Origin of the sequence: Danxiaibacter flavus (genome assembly GCF_041060425.1) — a bacterium.
Classification (GTDB): Bacteria; Bacteroidota; Bacteroidia; order Chitinophagales; family Chitinophagaceae; genus Danxiaibacter; species Danxiaibacter flavus.
On the sequence record NZ_JAULBC010000007.1, the window covers coordinates 259,546 to 276,488 of the forward strand.

Here is a 16,943-nt window from a genome sequence, read left to right on the forward strand (position 1 = left end):
ACACAAATAAAAAGTGCATAGTAATGTGCGAATCAGCAACCGCAGTGTAACTTCGACGGGCAATTTGGTTAACCACAATCAATAAGAATAAAAAGTGCATAGTAATGTGCAAATCAGCAACCGCAGTGTCACCTCGACGGGCAATTTGGTTAACCACAATCAATAAAAGATGACTGTGCACTTTTCGTCGTTAGCCCGTAGGGCTTAAAGCTCAATAGAAAGTCCCAAATAACGGTTCTTCTTGTCCGTAGGACATTAACCTTTGATTGGTAAAAGCCTTAACAGGTTATAATATTACGTCGTCACTCAGAAATCCACCGATAAAGAAGCGATAACAAAATTATCGGTTGAAAATGGGTTAAAGTAATAAACACCGGCGGTAAGTTTCCAAAAAGAATATTCCGCAAAAATGCCCCGCTGTACATCAAGCCGGGTTTGATACAGTTTGGTACGTTGCATGGAAATACCGGTGCGCAGTGCGCTAATGGGAGCAACTGCCAACTCAGACCATGTATAAAAAAAGTTATTTTCCTTACCTGCAAAATCAACCAGGTATTCGCTTTCAGAGTAAAAGTCAAAAATTTTATAAGATGCATCTAATTCAAGTGCGGGCACAAACCCATCCGTATTGCCAACAGCAATGCCGAGCATTGGCGTTGCTCCGAAGCGAAACTTCTTTCCCGTTTCAAACCGCCATCCGGCAAATGCTGATGCTGTATTCAGATCTTCATAGTTGTATCGTGCTTCCAGGTGCAGTTTCTTGTAATCGGCATAACCAATTAGTGTAAATGTGTTTTTGTCCCCGGGAATAAAATAATAATACCCAGCGGCCGACAATAACCATTTTGACTGCGATGAGTCTGCAGTACTGTCTTGCGCAAACAATATGCGGGGAAGAAAATAAAGAATAAGTATAATGAATGTTTTAGACATGATCAACCTCCGAGTGCAATGGTCAGGGCGACGAGTACGATGCCAAGTAATACCATAAAGAAACCCATAAGCCATTTGTTATAGCCACCATAGCGCGCGAGCAACCACCCTCCGACAAACATAAGTGCAATTGCAATAAAATTTGAAACGCGCAATGCTCTTTGTACGTCGTCAATAAATTTAAACGGTAAAGCAATTGGAATCGTCGATAAAAATACCAGCAGGAAAATTCCCAAAGCCATCTTTAAATCCTGTGCCGTTACCTTTACACGCAAGCTTGACGCGGGCAGGTTCAATAATCCTTTACGTATGTGATCCAGGTTTTCAGCGTCCACAACAGACGAAATTACCGGTGGCAAAGCATCTGCGATAAGTTCCCTTGCTTTTTTGTCATTCTTTGTCTTTCGCACATAATTTAAAATAATCCTGCCATGCCCTTTTTCTGCAAGCTCCGCCAGGATAAACATTATCGCATCCACCAGGCCCCATGCAAGATTGCAGCCGATAGCACCGATCAGCATCTCTTTCACTTCGGCCTTGCCTGTCGTGGCTATACTAATGGTGCAAGTAAAGGTGAGCGCCATAATTAACCCAAAAAGAATTTCAGATATCCTGTCGACGGGGTTTAATAATCTTTTTTCTTTACGCGGTGCAGTAGGAAGCAGATCATCTCCATTTTGATCAGCAGCCCCGTTCCGGGCAGGATTGTTTTTATCATTGACAGACATGACGCCTAAATTTCACTTCTTTTGAAATGTGACTTCCATCAATTCACATGAAGGTTGAATAAGCCATATTTTGAACATAACCAAACACGCAACGAGACCAAACATGCAGCTGAAAAACTAACTCTCCTACTTTATGAATTTATACACCAGGCCTATCCTTACAGTCGTTCGCTGTTTACTACTGGCAGCTCCTACTATTGCTCCATGATCAGCGTATGCTGCCAAACACCGGAACTGAACAGAGATACGAAAAGATAGTTATAAAGACGTTGTTTGGTTCCGCGCTATATTGAATTTAACGGTAAAACAGTAAAGAGAAATACCTGTCCACTTTTATATATTTATTTTTGCCGCTATTTCCGCGGACATTCTGCATTTAACGGGGGATAAATTCACGGGCTTCATCATTGCTTTGGTCTTTTATAAATTCCCCGACAACATCATCCACAAAAATTCGTCTGGTTATATAACCAATAATGCCATTCACTTTCGCTTGAGCATAATACCGGGATAACGATTGGTTTTAGTTACTCGTCCGGTAGTTTTGATTAAAACATTTTAACGGCATAAAAGCCCTTCCGAAGGGCCCAGTGTCATTTAGTTAAGAACATTTAAAGCTCCAGCGGAGCTCCCTGTTTGTAGAAGATCAGAATTTTAAATGTCATCAGATTCCAGCGGAGTTTCCTGTAACGCTTAACTGGTAGCTCCTACCGGAGCTGGGTTGATCTGTTTTTTTCTTTCTACAAACAGGATGCTCCTACGGAGCAATACCACCAAAGCATCCTTAACTAAATGACATTACCCCAGGGCCTGCAGCAGCAAACCACTAAAAATTTTTTTTTGCGCATACCAAAAAAGTTTAGATATTTAGTGTACTATTTACCTATGACACTAAATCGCCTCGTATGGTAAAATTTGAAAATTTCGATTTTGGTTATCGCAAAAAGCAGGTATTCAATAACCTTACTGTTCAATTCAACAGAGGTTATATCTACGGTTTACTCGGCAAGAACGGATCGGGAAAATCTACCCTGCTCAATAATATTGCAGGATTGCTCTTTCCTAAAAATGGTTCTGTGAAGGTTTTCAATCAGAAATCTGGTGAAAGAAATGCGGACCTTTTACAAGACATATTTCTTATTCCTGAAGAGTTTTTTCTCCCTGATACCACCATTAAGCAGTTCTTGAAATATAACAGCCCGTTTTATCCCAAATTCGATAAGACTTTATTCGACAATTGCCTGGATGTGTTTGAAATACCGCACACAAATTCCCTTCAGGCATTAAGCTATGGACAACGAAAGAAAGTGCTGATCAGTTTTGGACTTGCGACGAATGTCCGTTTATTACTAATGGACGAGCCAACAAACGGATTGGATATAAAAGGCAAAAGCCAGGTTAGGAAAATGATTGCGCGTGCGTTTTCTGATGAAAAATGCATCATCATCAGTTCCCACCAGGTAAGGGATCTTGAGAATCTTATTGACCGCGTGATGGTTATTGATGACGGGCGTATTCTGTTGGACCGGTCAGTGCATGACATTACAGACAAACTTTCATTTAAAATTTCATTTGAACCTGCAGAACTTTCGTGGGCAATTTATAGCGAGCCCCTGCTTCGGGGAAATGCTATTGTTTCCATTAACGCTGAGGGTGAAGAAGATCGCCTCGATCTTGAATTATTTTATAAGGCAGTAATGGCTAATCCCGCAGTAATGCATTCAATTTTTAAAAATTAATTTGTTGCATCAATGTATTTGTTAAACCTGAAACGACTTTGGCTATTAACAGGCAGGCACTGGTTTGAAAACAGGAAAACATATTTGCTTTTCTTTTTGGCACTTGCAGCATTTTTACTAGGCTGGTTTTCATTTATACTCGCAGTTGTTCAACAAGCAAGGCTATTTAGTTTATCAAATCAAATAACCATATACTTCTTTGGTTTATTTATTTCAGGAATTTTATCTGCGAGTTTTCTTTTCCAGGATTTTTCGGGTAAAGCAAGAACCATTAACTATCTGATGATACCTGCTTCCTCACTGGAAAAATTGTTTTGTTTAATATTTTATGGCGTAATTCTATTCTTTATTGGGTACAACGTAGTTTTTTATATCACTGATTTTTTGTCTTTAAAAGTTGCAGGGGCTATTTACACACCTGAATGGCAAAGGGTGCATGGATACAATAACTATTTCACTTTTAAACAGGCAAACACGTTTTCATTAGATTCCGACATGTTTGTTTTTTACCCGGGCGACAATATTGATCTGTATACGGCCTTCTTTCCTATACAATCCTGTTTTCTGTTAGGCGCATTTTATTTTAGAAAGAATGGTCTTATTAAAACATTGATTGTGTTATTACTGGTTTGGCTGGTGTTTGTAGTATTAGAAAGCCGGATACTTTTTTCAACTATGCCATCGAATTCAAGAGTAGCAAATGCCTTTACAGCTTACATTGTACCACAACCGGACGGTTACGATAATATCATAACACTTCCGGATTGGATATATCGCACAGTTTTATTTGCCACCCGGTTCGCAATAACGCCTGCAATCTGGCTGGCAACATATTACAGGTTAAAAGAAAAAGAACTTTAAAAAGAAATGTCATGCAGTTTAGAGAATCTCAACCAATATATTTACAGATCGCCGATTATGTTTGCGAAAGAATTCTTTTAAAAGAATGGAAGACAGGTGAACGCATTCCATCTGTCCGGGAATTAGCCGTGCAATTGGAAGTTAACCCCAATACTGTACTTCGGACGTATGATTATCTTCAGCAAAACGAGATTATCCAAAACCAGCGGGGTGTTGGCTATCATGTGTCTTCTTCAGCAATGAAAACCGCCATGAAATACCGGAGAAATGATTTTATGGAGCGGGACCTGCCTTCATTGTTTAGAAATCTTTACCTGCTAGACATGGAGATTGAAGAGCTTGCCGTAATGTATGAAAAATACAAACGTTCGAATTTTAATGAAAAATCAAATATGTCCAGGGTAAAATGAAAACAAGCAATAAAATACTCGCTGGAATTTTGTTGATTTCTTTCGGATTTGCAATTACATCGCATTTCGTACTGCATAGTAAATTTCTCCGACGGGATTTTGTTTCTAAAGATAAAGTGGCCACCTTTTTCTATGACATATATCCATTGAACCAGCCCGGATTTATTAAGCTATACAGACTTAATGCGTGCTACATTAAACCTGGTAAGCAGGCCAGGCTCTCTGTAGAAAAAAGTTTAATAAAGAACATTAAATACATTGTTATAAACGACACCCTTATCATTCACGGGGATTCAAGCGCTAGTCAATGGACATCACCAAAGGTGGTTCTTGAACTAGCCACCATTCCATTTGCTGATGTAAAGAATTGCAATGTATATATTGAAGGAAGCCGGGATAGCCTTATACCACCGGACTTTCAACTAGCTATGAATTATGGCCACCTGTATAGCAGGCAACCATATGGTGATACTGTTGTTGCAAAATTTTTCGGCAGATTAAAAGTTAACGCTTCAAACAACAGTGAGATAGTACTATACAAGAAAGATCATTTTAATAACATAGATCTAAATCTTGATAACTCGGTATTCCAGGAACGGAATGCCAAACATAAAAACATCAGCATTACATCAGATTCCAGTTCAACTATAGTCACAGGCGGCAGGAACTTTCTGCTATTGAATAAATAGGCAGTCATTTCTTAGTCCGGGCGCATTTTAATGCCATTGATGAAACCTGCTGCAGGCGGGGTGATAACTGTTTGCCCATAACCAAAGTTATTTATCATAAATCAGAAAATTATGCAATTAAAGATCGATGCTCTTTCTAAAACATATTCAAACGGTGTACAAGCAATTAAAAGTGTCAATCTCACTTTAAGCCAGGGCATGTTTGGCCTGCTTGGACCAAATGGTGCAGGTAAATCATCGCTTATGCGTACCGTAGCAACTTTGCAGGAGCCTGATGAGGGCACCATATTTTTAAATGATATTGATGTTCTAAAACAGAAAACAACTGTAAGACAGCTTCTGGGCTATCTTCCACAGGAATTTGGTGTTTACCCCAAAATATCTGCAGAGCAAATGCTTGATCATATCGCCAGGCTAAAAGGAGTTGGTAATAAAAGCGAACGTAAGGACCTGGTTGACTATTTATTAAATAAAGTAAATCTATACAAAGATAAAAAGAAACATCTTGGCACTTATTCCGGAGGGATGAAACAACGGTTCGGAATTGCACAGGCACTAACAGGCAAACCTAAACTGATAATTGTGGACGAGCCTACAGCCGGCCTTGATCCTGCAGAACGGAACAGGTTTTACAACCTGCTGAGTGAATTGGGAGAAAATACAGTTGTAATACTCTCTACACATATTGTTGAAGATGTAAGTACACTCTGTTCGCATTTCGCCATTATTTGCTCGGGCGAAGTATTATACACCGGAACGCCGGAAGACGCAGTTCAGTCCCTCGCCGGAAAAATCTACAGCAAAGCCATCTGTAAATCTCAGATTGATCAGCACAGAAAAGACTACAGGCTTATTTCAACGCAGCTTAAATCTGGTTCACATTACATACGCATCTATTCAGAAAATGAACCCGGAAATGGTTTCCAATGCAGCCAGCCCGGCCTGGAAGATGTTTACTTCAATTACATTTCTTCAAAAGTTGATATCGGAACAATTTAATTATACGTCCCGTCAAATTATTTTTTATGTTCACTAAAATATTCTTCTTTGAACTAAGGTACAGGCTCGGAAGACCCGCTGTTTATGTATATTTTATGGCCAGCTTCTTATTTACGTTCCTGGCATTTTCACATGGCACATTACCACTTGATGAAAAACAATGGATAAACGGATCTTCCTCCCTTGAGTTTTATATTTCGATCATGAGCATGATGATGATGCTTGTAAGCTCTTCTATCATGGGCATATCACTTTATAGAGATATAGAATATAATACGAAAGAATACTATCTCTCCTACCCCATTACAAAAGCCGGTTATTTCTGGGGGCGATACCTGTCGTCTTTCCTTCTTGTCATTTTGATCCACTTCTCAGTTTTACCTGCTGCATGGTTAGGTGGAAAAACCGGTGTTGCCCTTGGCTGGGTTGATGCGGCGAGATTTGGTCCGGATTCTCTATTCCGGTATCTGCATCCATTTCTTACACTTGCATTGCCGAATTTATTTTTCACAGCATCCCTTTTTTTTGGCCTGGTAGCTGTTACACGAAATGTAAAAGTTATTTATAGTAGTGGAATTTTATTGTTCCTTGGTTATATGATCGCTAATTTTTTTATCGGAAATTCGAGCAGCAAGGCCATCATTTACCTTTCTGACCCATTCGCGATAAATGCAATGCGATTCGAGAAAGGACTTAAAACAATTGGTCTTAAAAACACGGGCTTTGCCCCTTTGAACGGATGGTTTCTCGCAAACAGGCTTCTATGGACAATTGTTGGAGCAGTAATTCTTGCCTACACGTATTTACGATTTAGCTTCGAAAAATTCTTTAGCGGCAAACGCGATAAAACTATTACAAGTCAGCCCAAAAAACGCTCTCAACAAATTCCTGATATACATGTAAGCTTCGAAAAGCCATTTAACAGATCTACCCTTTTTACGCTCACAAGAATAGAAATATTAAATATCATCAGGGATAATTATTTCTGGATAATTATTTCAGCAGGTAGTATCTTCCTGGCCATCGTATTCTCCCATGGCCCTGGTGGCTTTTGGGTTAGAAATTATCCCCTAACCAATATCATTCTTTTCATTTTTAATGACAGTTTCCTCGTGTTTATATTCTGCATAATTGCCTTTTATTCCGGCGAAAGTATTCACCGGGAAAAAACGACACGATATAACCTTATTAATGACGCGCTGCCGCCAGCGGACTGGGTTCTTTTCCTGTCAAAGTTTTTAGCGATTTGCATGCTTGCACTTTTTTTAACCCTGGTACCGATGGTAGTGGGCATCTTGTCACAAATCGGACAAGGCTATACGCATTTTAATCTGCCACTTTATGCCGAAGTGCTTTTTGGTGCCACGTTACCCAAATGCATTCAAATGGCAATTCTTGCTTTCACATTGCATATTCTGATCAATAACAAATTTGCTGCATTAGGCACTGCTATCAGCCTTTGGGTACTTTTTGTCATTGCTGAAAAATCGGGCTGGTTCAATTATCATCTGCTGCTATACGCATTTACTCCTTTTTATAGCATTTCCGAAATGAATGGAATCGGGCATATGTTTAAATCAATTACCTGGTTCAATATTTATTGGTTATTGTTCGGTAGCCTGTTGCTTGTTGCAGCTTATCTGTATTTTGTCCGGGGAAGCATTACAGCCGCTAAAGAACGTATGCTTGTCGCAAGAAAACGACTGCTGCCACGCACGTTATTTGTCACGTTCGTCGTCGCTATCATGTTTTCTGTCACTGCTGTGTATTGCTACTATAATGTTAGTTATTTAAACACTTATTACACCGATGCGGAGCAAAAAGAACACAGGGCCTTACTAGAGAAAACCTTAAAAAAGTATGAGGATATGACTAAGCCTGAAGTGTCCGGCATTTCCCTGACTGCAGATCTATATCCTAAACAACAAAAAGCATTTTTTCATTCATTTATTACACTTAGGAATAATCAAAATAAGCCGGTTACGGACCTGTTAATTGATGGAGATAATGTCACTGATTTTTCAATCATTTACAAGGGGAAACAATTGCACTTTACAAGCCCGGTATCTTTCGCTAAACCAAAGTTTCAGCTATGGAATAACAGTCACAATAAAAGCGCATATTCTCTTTGCCGTTTGCCATCACCGATTAATCCAGGTGACTCTACCATCATTGAATTAAAATCCGAAATAGTATATCGTGGATTTCAAAACTCAATATATGGTATGGATCTGCTTACAAATGGCATCATCACAGGACCAGGTTTACCCGGGCTGGGTTACGATGAAGATGAAGAACTATTTAGAGAGGATGACAGACGAAAATATGGGTTGCCACCGAAGGAAGATGAATTTGCAGAAAGTAACGACGCAGAAGGCAAAAACAAAGTAATCAGAGGCGCAAGCGCACCAGTTCCAATTGATATCGTGATTAGTACAGACAAGGATCAAATTGCCCTGGCACCAGGTAATCAAATAGCTCAATGGACAAAAAATGACAGAAACTTTTTCCGTTATTCCTTTACAAAACCCGGCATTTACAAATCACTGGGGCTGCTGAGCGCTCAATACACGCAGTTATATGATAGTGTCCGCCTTGAAAACGGAGACGTTGTTAAAATAGGTTTTTACTATCACCAACCTCATAATACCAATCTTCAACGCCTGTTAACTGCATATAAAGATGGAATAACGTACTACAGTAAACTTTTTGGCCCGCTAGGCTTAGATCAGATGAATCTTGCGGAATGTGCCATCTCCGGTCCGCAAACGGTTAACTCTGCAGGGCTGATCGCCTTTAATGAACGTAACGGATGGAATGATCATTACAAGCGTGTACAGGATGTCGACCAGATTTACTTAGTCACGAATGCAGAACTTGCGAGGCAGTGGTGGGGACATAAAGTTACTGCAAGCCATACAAGGGGAGCCCAACTTATCACCGACGGGATACCAGAATATTTGTCCTTAATTATGTTTGAAAAAAAATATGGAAAACAAAAACTTCTGCAAATCCTGCAGTCGGAACAAAACTTTTATCTCTGGCAAAGAAACAGTACCAACCAACACCCGATCAGCAAATCTGTGGCATGGAATGAATACACTAATAAGGCCAGCCTTGTTTTATATGGTTTAAAGGAACTTATAGGCGAAGACAGCATAAACATCGCACTGCGGGAATTATACAATGATTTTGCATTCAGAAATGCACCACCGTATGCGGGAAGCAATGATCTGTATAAGGCAATTAAAAAACATACCCCGCCAGCGCTTGAAACTTACCTGGATGACGCCTTTAACAAAATTGGTTTTTATGACAATACTATCTTGCAGGCTAAAGCAATTCCGGTTGAAAACGGCCACGGTTACAAAGTTCAGTTAACTGTAAATATTTCTAAATATTATGAGGATACCGGCGGCACCAGAACCATCGACACAAAGTCCAGCAATAATATAGAAGTCGGTGTTTTTGCCAATAGCGAAAAAGATAACAAAGCGGATGGACCATTGCTTATTGGCACAGAAAAGTTCCAATTAAGCAGCGGCCAAAAGACCATTGAATTTGTTGTCGGTCAAAAACCAACGATGGTTGTGATTGATCCATTTTTCACAACGATTGACCGGAACCGCGGCGATAACAGCAAGGAATTATGAGACGAAATTTGCAGCCTGCGATAAAATACAGGTATCAGGTATCAGGTATCAGGTATCAGTGTAAGGGGGCTTTCTAAGGGCGCTGCTCAACATAGAAAACCTGGTTCCATATCAAATCAGGTTTTATCCGGGGTTAAATACATTTTTAAGCCGTGGCGCTCCCGAAATGTACCCGCTTTATTTCGAGCAGATTGAAAATGCGATCATGCGTATAAGAACCCTTTGGGAGTTTTGAGTCAATCGTTAGCTGTGTTTTCCGGGGCCGGGCTTTTTTTATTCCGGCGATTGCAACATTGTGGAAAAAATGTCACACTTTTTGTCGTTTCACAGCGATACAGCGACCGTTCTATAATCCGCACGTTTCGCCCACCATACCATCTCTGCTGTGGCATTTGAATTGTTATATTATTAAGGGTGCTGTTAAAGCACGCTGTTTTAGAATTTGTTGGTATAAAGGCTGGGCTATCGAGCTTGGCCTTTCTTATTATTGCACCCATGTCGCTGCATTTTTAATGAATAGTATCTCAACTGATTGTGGCACCGAAATTGTATCTCTATCATTGGGAATACGCATAAAATTATTTACAGATTTATGTTACCCACAACTAAGCACTTTTCAAAAATGAGTAACATACGGCCGGATTTTTTAATCCGGCCTTTTCTTTTCCAGCCAAACAACATATAGACGACATGGAAATAAATTGCAGGATGAAATATTGATGCACACAATTGAATATAATATTCAACTGTTTATACAATACAGTGCAAATCAGCGCATGGCATGTGATTTGCGAAAGAAAGAAGGTATTTCATTATGGTAGCTGGAAGAAGGCTGTCGATACGCAGATACAATGGTGTTTAAGCTCTGGCACATTTTAGAAAGGCATTGTGAAGGTTCATCAGCCGCATCTGTACGCGATGTGCTAGCCATGTAGAATGTCCTGAAATTATAGCTCCTGATCTTTAACGGTATAAAACAGATTTTTGTCGCGTTCAATGATGCCAGGCATCTATGAAAATTATAAAACGCTTTTCATACATTCTTCCTCAGTTGCTGATGACAAGGTTATTGCTGATGGCGATTATGGCCGAAGCCATCTCTCCCGTTTCTTCAATCACAGCCAGGCCACTACACTTCTAAACATACTTTCGCAGACAATTTTTATTGCCCGTTAAATATTCATAAAACAAAAAACTATGAAAACGATTATAGCGCTTACAGATTTCTCTGCAAATTCGCTTAACGCAGTCAATTACGCTGCTGATATGGCGTCCCTGATCCGGGCACGCGTAACAATCATGTATGTAATTCCGGTTCCTATGAGTGGTTCAGAAGTGCCCGCTCCTGCGGATAAACTACAGGATCTTGAGAATGAAGCGCAGGTAGAACTGAATGCCGTTAAAGAAAAAGTGATGGCCCGGACAAATGAACCTATTATTGTACATACGGAGATAAAGTTTGGAAATTTACTTCCGGAGTTAAAAGAGTATTGTGCAACAACAAAACCCTTTGCTGTTGTAATGGGCGAAGAAAGTGCAGGAGCCGTGGAACGGCTGTTGCTGGGCGGATCAGCAGTTATAGCCATGAGAGAAATTTATTGGCCGCTTATTCTTGTGCCCTTTAATGCCCACTTTGAAGGCATCCGGAAAATAGCACTGGCCTGCGACTTAAAAAAGGTATTTGAAACCGTACATGTTGCCGCCATAAAGGCATTTGTCCGGGAATTTGACGCCGAACTTTATGTTTTAAACATTTCGGATGGTGGCCAAAATGCCTTTGACGGTGATGCTGTATCAGAGTCTATGATGTTGCAGAAAATGCTTAGTGATCTAAATCCAAAATATTATTTTGTAAGCAGCAAGGATGTAGACAATACTATTCAAAAATTTGTGGTTGATCACGATATGGACATGCTAATGATCATACCTAAAAAGCATCTTTTCCCGTCCACACTGTTTAGTCCCCGCCATTCAAAAAAACTTCTGCTGGAAGCCGAAGTGCCAATTATTTCAATTCATGCGTAGCGAAAAAATTGATCGACGCAAACCTGTATTAAGTCATTCACTGAAATAAGCATATCAGGCCAGGCTTCAGTTGGCAGTAAAATGCTTGAGCCGAAGAAATGTTCACAACGCTTTCTTCCTGGTCAATATTAATGAGAATACAATTGAGAGAAAAAGCAATTACATTTCGGGGAAAACAAAACATTGACCTCTCCGCCTCCTCATGTTTTTGCCAGCAACTATTTTTTAGCTCTGCCCAGGCTTTCGATATTGTTGATCATAATGTTATCTCTTTTTCTACACCGGTATTATTGGCTACATAAACATCCTTCCGCCTTTTCCATTTTCGGTAAGAAGCCTTTACGGTGGTTCGAAAAACATCATAGCTAAGTCCAATAAACAATAGCATAACCGGCAAATAAAAAGCATGGAAACTAAGATAACTATAAGCAGATACGCCCAGCATTGCGCCTGCCAGGAAAAATAATATAATGCCAGCGTGGAGTTTAATTTTTTTGTGCAGAGCTGTATTATCGTAATGCTTGTATAACTGGGCTAACTCAATACCTAAATCGGTGAACGTGCCGGTTAAATGCGTTGTTCTTACCACTGCGCCTGAAATCATTGTTACCAGGGCATTTTGTAAACCCATTGCAAAGAGCAGACTGCCTGCAAACCAGGCCTTAGAAAATGTGCTTGCCGTATACCGGTGCCCAAACCCTGCCACCAATGCTAAAATGGAACACTCCAGCAAAATGGGAATAGCATAGGAAAAACGACGGTTTCTGCCCATCAAAGAAATTAAAAAGCTGGATGTAAATGCCCCTGCAAGAAAGAGCAGCATCCACAAAGCAATCATTTTTGCCACATCCCAGTGTTGAAAATAAACCTGTTCGGCAAACAATGCCGCATGTCCTGTAACATTGGTAGTCAGCACAGCAAAACTCAAAAAACTGGCGCTGTTTACAAATCCGGCTGTCAGTCCTAACAACGATGCTAATTTGATATTGTGTTTATATGATCTTTTCGGTCCCGCATGTCTTAACATATTGCTACATTTTCGTCATATTCCTTCATTTGGTCAGCACGTTTTAAAATTAACTATATAGGTGAAGAGAATGGCATCGTTAACGCTCCCCCAAAAGCCGACTATCTCTTTATTAGGTTCCTTAATATTCTTTTGTGAATCCTACACTCAACATTCTATCTATCAGTTATTATGCTAAATGGCATTTAAAATAGAAGTGATCATATCTATCAAATCGGCCCCGGGTAAAATTGCTGTGAATAAAGAAAGTGTCGTTAAAGTCAATCCGCTCATGTCCTACCAGGTATCTTTAAAAAATTCATGCTGCAAAATTATCTGTCAATCCCAACAGGTACGGTGAACCTTTTCACTGCTAAAAGTGATTTTTATTACTTTTAATTATCATTTTGAAATAATTTGAAGAGATAAAAAATAAAAAGCCGGTAAAATCAACGTTTAACGAGCTTTTGAATCGGTTTGAATCCATTGTTGTCTGGTGGACGATCCGAAATTTAGACAGTCCATCTATTTCTTTTTCACTTTCTTGCCCAATAACCACACTTTCTTTTTGTCCTGTTGCCGATTGTCGAAAAATCTTTCTATATCCCAATCTGTCAACCACATATAACTGCGAGGTTACCTACTGCCAAAACTATCGTCACTATTATGAATACATCCGAATGCTTTGTAATGCCTCTATCCGTCCAACAGCAATTAAGCAACATTATATTGTTTAAAAAAAGATGCGCAATAGTTTCTGTTTAATACTGCAATGAATGAATGGACCATGTAAGCCCGGGAATATTCAGGAAAACGGATCAATAAAACGGTAGATAGAATTGATTATTAATGAGGACCAAAACCGAGAAAATCAAAGTCGCCGAGCACCTGGAATCTTATCTCAAAACCGAGACCTCTCCAGTCGGATGTTGCTTCTTTTCAGGACAAATCAAGACACGAGTCGTTCTCAATTAAGATATCCTCCTCGAATCGAAAAATAAAAAATCAATATTACTACCTGTCCTTGAAAGTCTCTTGCATCTATCAGGCATTCCAAACATCAAAGAGTCTTTTACATTAAATACTGAATGTTCAAATGCCTCCTTGCAAAGGACATGCGTCTTTCTATTTGATATATCTTCAACCTGTTTTCTTTCGCTAACAAACACACTAAGACCCAACAAAAACCAGGTTATCAGTCTCTATGACATACATCATAAACCACCCGTTTTCTCAATGGTAATTTTGTGTTTTAAAAACACATGTCATGAAATCAAATGCTCACTTAGCCGAAAACATCACTTCGCTTCATCATCTCAAAGCTTCACGAAAAGTAAATATCTCAACATCTATTGCCAATTGGATCACAAGAAATGAACCTTCATGGGAATACAATCGCCTCGGAATTGCTTCAACCGGCATATTTATACAAGTAACTGTAGCAGGTTTAATGATCTGGGTTTTAGGCATGTGCGAAGCCTCTCCATTTGTGTTTGGAACAGGCATTCTCTTTGCTTTCCTTGCAGATAGTATCGCATTTGCCCAGGCCCCAATGCGCTGGGTGCTCACTATGATTATATTGAGTATCATCGTAAACCTTTTCTTAACGATTTACTATCTGGTAAATTTCATGTAAACCGTTTTCTTAAATAAATTTTTACATGAATATTAATACAGCTGCGATCATCAATACTTTGACGCCCGTAATTAAGGTTTAAAGGAATTCTTCTTCACATTTATTCTGACAGACCTTATTGCAAACACAATTTCTGCCATTTGATTTAGCACCAGGGTCACTTGAAGAATATTCAATCTGAAGGCAAAATTATTTTTGGCTAAAGGGAACATCTCTTTAAAGAGAACCGTTTTGACAATACGTTCGCATCGTTGACAGAATGCTTAAATTTGTAATGATTGCAAACCTATTGATCTCGGCGGTTAAAATATTTGCGGATATGCTTAAAGACTTTATTCACGAAGCAATCCCCTTTAAACAATTTCGAAAGGGGGATGTCATCTACAGGCAAAATGCTATTCCACGTTACTTTTACGAGGTAAACTCCGGGGAAGTTAAAATAGCCAACATGAATAATGATGGCCGGGAATTTATTCAGGGCCTATATAAAAGCGGCGAGAATTTTGGCACAACAGCATTAGTTTGTAACAAACCTTATGCCTCCAACGCTGTAGCCAATACCTTTTGCGAAATACATCTTATCCCCCGGATACAATTCTTTCAGCTGCTAAAGACAAATTACTCATTTCACTTTAATATTACAGAAACTGTCTGCAAACAATTGCAGTATAAAAACATGATGCTTGAGGAATTCGCCATTGAAGAAGGAGAACACCGCTTATTAACACTCATCCATTATTTAATGGATCAAAAGGCTCCGGGCAATAAAACACTGGACACAACCAAACAACAACTTGCAGACATGACGGGTCTGCGCGTGGAAACTGTGATCCGGATTCTTAAAAACATAGAAGACAGTGGTAAAATTGTAACCAGCAGAGGAAAAATTGTCTGCCTAAGCAATAGGCAGTAATACTAAATAAAATGCCGGCAATTAGCATTCTTTACTTGTCTCTAAACGCCGTAGGCGTTGCACCTGTCTGGTTTTTGAAAAAGTTGGAAAAATAGGCATGATCTACAAATCCAAGTTCAAATGCGATTTCTTTTATAGAAAGATCAGTTGATTGAAGTAGCCGTTTAGCTTCTAACAAAACCCGTTGTTGAATCAACTGCGTTGCTGGTATGTTGAGATTTTTCTTACAAAGGATATTGAGATAATTGGCAGAAACATTGAGTTTGGATGCATAAAACGCAACCAGCTTTTCTTCTTTAAAATATTGTTCAATAAGTGTATTAAATTTTGCGAGCCTCGGATTTGACTGGTATACTTTAAAATCAGCGAAAAGACGCTCGGCCTCTTTGCTCACAATCGCAGCTATTACTGCCGCCCTTGCACTGATTATGTCTTTAAGAGCGTTGCCGGTGTTGAGCTCATCCTTTATTGCATCGAACTCATATTTCAACAGTTTAAAACTGCTATTGGTTGAAGGGATCACGGGATGGTTCATGTAGTTCGTAAACGAAAAACGCAAATAAGGCGCAAAACGTTCAAAAAAAACCCGGTCGATCATTAACTGATATCCAATTGTTTCAGGTTCAATATCCCACCGGTGTACCTGCCCGGGAAACAGCACATGTATCTGCCTGTTCTCTATCGCGTAATCACGGAAATCAATTGTATGAATCCCCCGCGCCTTTTCAAATAACATGATAATAAAGAAATCGTGTTTGTGCGGTTTATCTATGTGTCTTTCTCCATGGAGCTCATTAAACAGTAGTTCGTCCCCGCCTGCCAGTTGCCCCTTTCTAAACTCCTGGATACCGATGACCGGCACGTATTTATTTTCACCTGGTGGCTTTGCCATTTAAACTGTTTCTCGTGTTTAAGTATCTAAAGGAAATTAATAAAAAAACATGAATGATCAGCTAAGAATTTGCGTTCATTCATGCTCTTCTATAGAACCAGTGAATAGTCAATGGTCAATGGTGAAGGTTCGATCCGGCTAAGTAAATGTATTGCCATTTAAGTGCTATTATTATCCTATGCAAAATTCTTTGCTCTTATATTTCTTCTATACAACTAGTGAATAGTGAATGGTCAATGGTGAAGGTCCGGGCTGGCTAAGTAAATGTATTATCGTTTAAGTGTTATTATTATCCTGAGCAAAAGCTCTTATACGCTCTTATATTTCTCCTATACAACTAGTGAATAGTGAATGGTCAATGGTGAAGGGCCGGGCTGGTTAAGTAAATATATTGTCGTTTAAGTGTTATTACTATCCCGGGCAAAAGCTCTTATTTGCTCTTATATTTCTTAAACGGTT

14 protein-coding genes are annotated in these 16,943 nt (G+C 39.4%); 10 read left to right on the top strand and 4 right to left on the bottom strand.

Translation table 11 applies throughout. The features are described 5' to 3' along the window. Positions 1-306: 306 nt before the first annotated feature. Both QTN47_RS20390 and QTN47_RS20395 read right to left on the bottom strand, forming a co-directional pair. Complete coding sequence (locus QTN47_RS20390) at positions 307-933, bottom strand: hypothetical protein (protein ID WP_369331269.1); 627 nt, start codon at positions 931-933, stop codon at positions 307-309. 2 nt (positions 934-935) lie between these two features. After that, positions 936-1,661 (bottom strand): VIT1/CCC1 transporter family protein, encoded by a 726-nt coding sequence (locus tag QTN47_RS20395; protein ID WP_369331270.1) that lies wholly within the window; start codon positions 1,659-1,661, stop codon positions 936-938. Positions 1,662-2,566: 905 nt separating this feature from the next. On the opposite strand from QTN47_RS20395, the gene QTN47_RS20400 reads away from it, so the two are divergent. The 8 genes from QTN47_RS20400 to QTN47_RS20435 all read left to right on the top strand — a co-directional run bounded on the left by QTN47_RS20400 (position 2,567) and on the right by QTN47_RS20435 (position 12,037). Then, on the top strand, positions 2,567-3,400 hold the full coding sequence (locus QTN47_RS20400; protein ID WP_369331271.1) for an ABC transporter ATP-binding protein: 834 nt from the start codon (positions 2,567-2,569) through the stop codon (positions 3,398-3,400). 12 nt (positions 3,401-3,412) lie between these two features. After that, positions 3,413-4,261: a hypothetical protein gene (locus QTN47_RS20405; RefSeq protein WP_369331272.1), complete on the top strand. Its 849-nt coding sequence runs from the start codon at positions 3,413-3,415 to the stop codon at positions 4,259-4,261. Positions 4,262-4,272: 11 nt separating this feature from the next. Continuing rightward, positions 4,273-4,671 (top strand): GntR family transcriptional regulator, encoded by a 399-nt coding sequence (locus QTN47_RS20410; protein ID WP_369331273.1) that lies wholly within the window; start codon positions 4,273-4,275, stop codon positions 4,669-4,671. Beyond that, positions 4,668-5,360: a hypothetical protein gene (locus QTN47_RS20415; protein ID WP_369331274.1), complete on the top strand. Its 693-nt coding sequence runs from the start codon at positions 4,668-4,670 to the stop codon at positions 5,358-5,360. Before QTN47_RS20410 ends, QTN47_RS20415 begins: the two co-directional genes overlap by 4 nt. A 111-nt stretch (positions 5,361-5,471) precedes the next feature. Next, complete coding sequence (locus QTN47_RS20420; RefSeq protein ID WP_369331275.1) at positions 5,472-6,359, top strand: ABC transporter ATP-binding protein; 888 nt, start codon at positions 5,472-5,474, stop codon at positions 6,357-6,359. A 26-nt stretch (positions 6,360-6,385) separates the two neighbouring features. Next, a complete protein-coding gene (locus QTN47_RS20425; RefSeq protein ID WP_369331276.1) occupies positions 6,386-10,012 on the top strand; it encodes an ABC transporter permease/M1 family aminopeptidase in 3,627 nt (1,208 codons plus the stop codon). Between the two features lie 984 nt (positions 10,013-10,996). Next, on the top strand, positions 10,997-11,188 hold the full coding sequence (locus tag QTN47_RS20430) for a hypothetical protein (protein ID WP_369331277.1): 192 nt from the start codon (positions 10,997-10,999) through the stop codon (positions 11,186-11,188). Between the two features lie 21 nt (positions 11,189-11,209). After that, a complete protein-coding gene (locus tag QTN47_RS20435) occupies positions 11,210-12,037 on the top strand; it encodes a universal stress protein (protein WP_369331278.1) in 828 nt (275 codons plus the stop codon). 256 nt (positions 12,038-12,293) lie between these two features. Here QTN47_RS20435 and QTN47_RS20440 read toward each other — a convergent pair whose 3' ends face one another. Next, entirely contained in the window at positions 12,294-13,064 is a 771-nt protein-coding gene (locus QTN47_RS20440) for a YoaK family protein (RefSeq protein ID WP_369331279.1), read from the bottom strand. Between the two features lie 1,246 nt (positions 13,065-14,310). Here QTN47_RS20440 and QTN47_RS20445 point away from each other — a divergent pair. Beyond that, positions 14,311-14,679: a hypothetical protein gene (locus QTN47_RS20445; RefSeq protein ID WP_369331280.1), complete on the top strand. Its 369-nt coding sequence runs from the start codon at positions 14,311-14,313 to the stop codon at positions 14,677-14,679. Between the two features lie 319 nt (positions 14,680-14,998). Continuing rightward, on the top strand, positions 14,999-15,592 hold the full coding sequence (locus tag QTN47_RS20450; protein ID WP_369331281.1) for a Crp/Fnr family transcriptional regulator: 594 nt from the start codon (positions 14,999-15,001) through the stop codon (positions 15,590-15,592). Positions 15,593-15,623: 31 nt separating this feature from the next. Here QTN47_RS20450 and QTN47_RS20455 read toward each other — a convergent pair whose 3' ends face one another. Beyond that, on the bottom strand, positions 15,624-16,484 hold the full coding sequence (locus QTN47_RS20455) for an AraC family transcriptional regulator (protein ID WP_369331282.1): 861 nt from the start codon (positions 16,482-16,484) through the stop codon (positions 15,624-15,626). Between the last annotated feature and the right edge of the window lie 459 nt (positions 16,485-16,943).